The following is a 2,317-nucleotide window of genomic DNA, read 5'->3' as shown; positions in this document are numbered from 1 at the left end:
CCGGCACCCATGCCGTTCTGACCGGTGTGGAACAGGGCGGGGACGCCGAGCTCCTGGATGGCCTCATAGATCGGGTAGTACTTCTCCTCCGAGGGGTCGAAACCCTGCAGCGACGGGTGGAACTTGAAACCCTTGACCCCGAATTCCTCGACCAACTGCCGGGCACGCTCCACGGCCTGCGGAACCTGGAGGGGATCCACGGAACCGAAAGGGATCAGCACGTCGTTGTTGCGCGCTGCACCTTCCGCGATCTCCTCGATCGAGTTGGGCTCGTGGCCCAGTGCGGTGGTGGCGTCCACGGTGAACACGACCGCGGCGAGGTTCCACTCACGGTAACGCTCGGCAATGGTGTCCAGCGACGGGGAGCGGTCCTCCGCCTTGAAGTACTTGGCGGACGCATCCGTCAGGGCCTGGGGCAATGACGCGTGGCCGTGGTCCGAGCACTCGATGTGCACGTGGACGTCAATGCCGTCCCGCTGGGCGAGCTCTGCGCCGAATTCATAACGCATGGTGATTTCCCTTCAGTTCAACCGGTCCGGAACGTGGCTCAGCCCTGCGCGGGCTGAAGTTCCTCGGGCAGCGGGGGCATCTTCTCGCCGCAGGTCTGCAGCTTGCCCTCGAACAAACCATGGGCCTGCTCGGCCAGGGCCTCATAGCTCCAGCCGCCTTCGCGGTACTCGGTGACCACCGGGGTGGGGTGGCTGAACAGCTGGAGGCGATCGCCACCGGCGCCAATGGCCTGGCCGGTGACGTGGGCGGCGTCGTCGGAAGCCAACCAGGTGATCAGGCCGGCCACGTCATCGGCGGTGCCGAAGCCCAGGTCGCGACGGAAGAAGGAGGGCATGGCCTCGCCGCGCTCGTCCGCCTCGACGGCCTTCTGGAAGAACGGGATGGTCTTGGTCATGGCGGTGGCGGCCACGGGAATCACGGCATTGGCGGTGACGCCGGCCTTCTTCATCTCGAGGGCGAAGGTGCGGACCATACCCACGATGCCCGCCTTCGCGGCGGCGTAGTTGGTCTGGCCGAAGTTGCCGTACTGGCCGGTGGGCGAACCGATCGCAATGATGCGCCCGGCCACGCCGTTCTCCTTGAAGTAGCGGTAGGTCTCGCGCACGCAGGTGAAGGTGCCGCGCAGGTGAACCTTGATGACCAGGTCGAAGTCCTCGTCGGTCATCTTCAGCAGCGACTTGTCGCGCAGCACGCCGGCGTTGTTGACCAGGATGTCCAGGCGACCGAAGGCCTCCACGGCGCCGTTGACCAGCGCGGTTGCGGCCGCGGTGTCACCCACGGGGGCGACGACGGCCACGGCCTTACCGCCCTCGGCCACGATGGATTCCACGGCGGCGTCCGCGGTGTCCTGGTTGACGTCATTGATCACGACGGACGCGCCCTGCCGAGCGAGTTCCTGGGCGTAGGCCAGGCCCAGGCCTTGGCCCGAACCGGTGACGATGGCGACCTTGCCGGCCAGTGGTTTCTGAGTCATGTCTGCTCCCAAATTCAGTGCTGCGGTTCACAATGTGCTGAGTCCATCGCATCGTATTTCGTTGAGGATGTCAATGATTAACAACCTCTATTACTTGGCCTTTTCCCGGTACGATTGATGCATGCCGCACACACTGAGGGAATCCGACCTTTCGCAAGAGCCCGTGTTTCTCATGGCCCGCGCCAGTTCGCTGGGCTCGGCCACAGCCAACCGGTCCCTGGCAAATCTGGGCTTGAAGGTGCGCCACTACTCGGTGTTGTCCCTGGTGTGCGGAAAGAAGCACCCCACGCAGCGCGAGTTGAGCTACCACCTGGTGCTGGATCCCAGCCAGATCGTCCTGATCGTGGATGCCCTGGAGAAGCGGGGCCTGGTCCACCGTGAGACCGACCCCAGCGACCGCCGTTCCAAAATCATCGTGCCCACGGCGCAGGGGCAGAAGCTCTATCAGGAGGCGAAGGTCGCCGTGGAGGCATCATCGAACTGCACGCTCTCGAACCTCTCTGCCGAGGAACGCGCCAGCCTGCTGAATATGCTCCGGAAGATCTCACTGGACTGAGTGTCCAGCGAATCGGCCTCAGCGTGGCTCCAGCGTCCACTCGCCGTCCGCGTGCACCATGATGACTTGCTCGGCAGAACCCGCCGTGACATCCAGTTCCACGGGGCCCGTTCCGTATTCGAACTGGGTCCAGCTGCTCAGATCGTCCTTGTCATACACCTCAACCCGGGGAACGCCTTCCTCCGAGGTGAACCGATAGTCCTGCTCCTCGCCGGCCGGGAGTGCCACGACCGCGGGTCCGCCACCGGTGATCTCCGCGCCGCGTTCGACACGCGGCA

The 2,317-nt window shown here is 64.7% G+C and carries 4 protein-coding genes; 1 reads left to right on the top strand and 3 read right to left on the bottom strand.

Features of this window, described 5'->3' with window-relative positions; genetic code table 11:
* Together Q4E95_RS11375 and Q4E95_RS11370 are read right to left on the bottom strand one after the other, a co-directional pair.
* On the bottom strand, window positions 1-509 hold a 509-nt coding region (locus tag Q4E95_RS11375; protein WP_303383419.1), incomplete at its 3' end, for an amidohydrolase family protein.
* A 38-nt stretch (window positions 510-547) separates the two neighbouring features.
* On the bottom strand, window positions 548-1,483 hold the full coding sequence (locus tag Q4E95_RS11370; protein WP_303383416.1) for an SDR family NAD(P)-dependent oxidoreductase: 936 nt from the start codon (window positions 1,481-1,483) through the stop codon (window positions 548-550).
* Window positions 1,484-1,604: 121 nt separating this feature from the next.
* On the opposite strand from Q4E95_RS11370, the gene Q4E95_RS11365 reads away from it, so the two are divergent.
* Window positions 1,605-2,039 (top strand): MarR family winged helix-turn-helix transcriptional regulator, encoded by a 435-nt coding sequence (locus Q4E95_RS11365; protein ID WP_303383415.1) that lies wholly within the window; start codon window positions 1,605-1,607, stop codon window positions 2,037-2,039.
* A gap of 18 nt (window positions 2,040-2,057) precedes the next feature.
* Here the strand turns inward: Q4E95_RS11365 and Q4E95_RS11360 are convergent.
* The coding region (locus Q4E95_RS11360; protein WP_303383414.1) for a hypothetical protein at window positions 2,058-2,317 on the bottom strand (260 nt) is incomplete at its 5' end.

It is taken from the genome of Kocuria sp., assembly GCF_030536815.1.
Taxonomy (GTDB): domain Bacteria; phylum Actinomycetota; class Actinomycetes; order Actinomycetales; family Micrococcaceae; genus Kocuria; species Kocuria gwangalliensis.
Note: the sequence above shows the minus strand (reverse complement) of the source record. Positions and strands in the feature narration are given on the sequence as shown.

Excerpts from the sequence above, each read along its gene's own strand:
- Q4E95_RS11370 (WP_303383416.1), bottom strand. The coding sequence starts at position 1,483 with ATGACTCAGAAACCACTGGCCGGCAAGGTCGCCATCGTCACCGGTTCG.
- Q4E95_RS11365 (WP_303383415.1), top strand. The coding sequence starts at position 1,605 with ATGCCGCACACACTGAGGGAATCCGACCTTTCGCAAGAGCCCGTGTTT.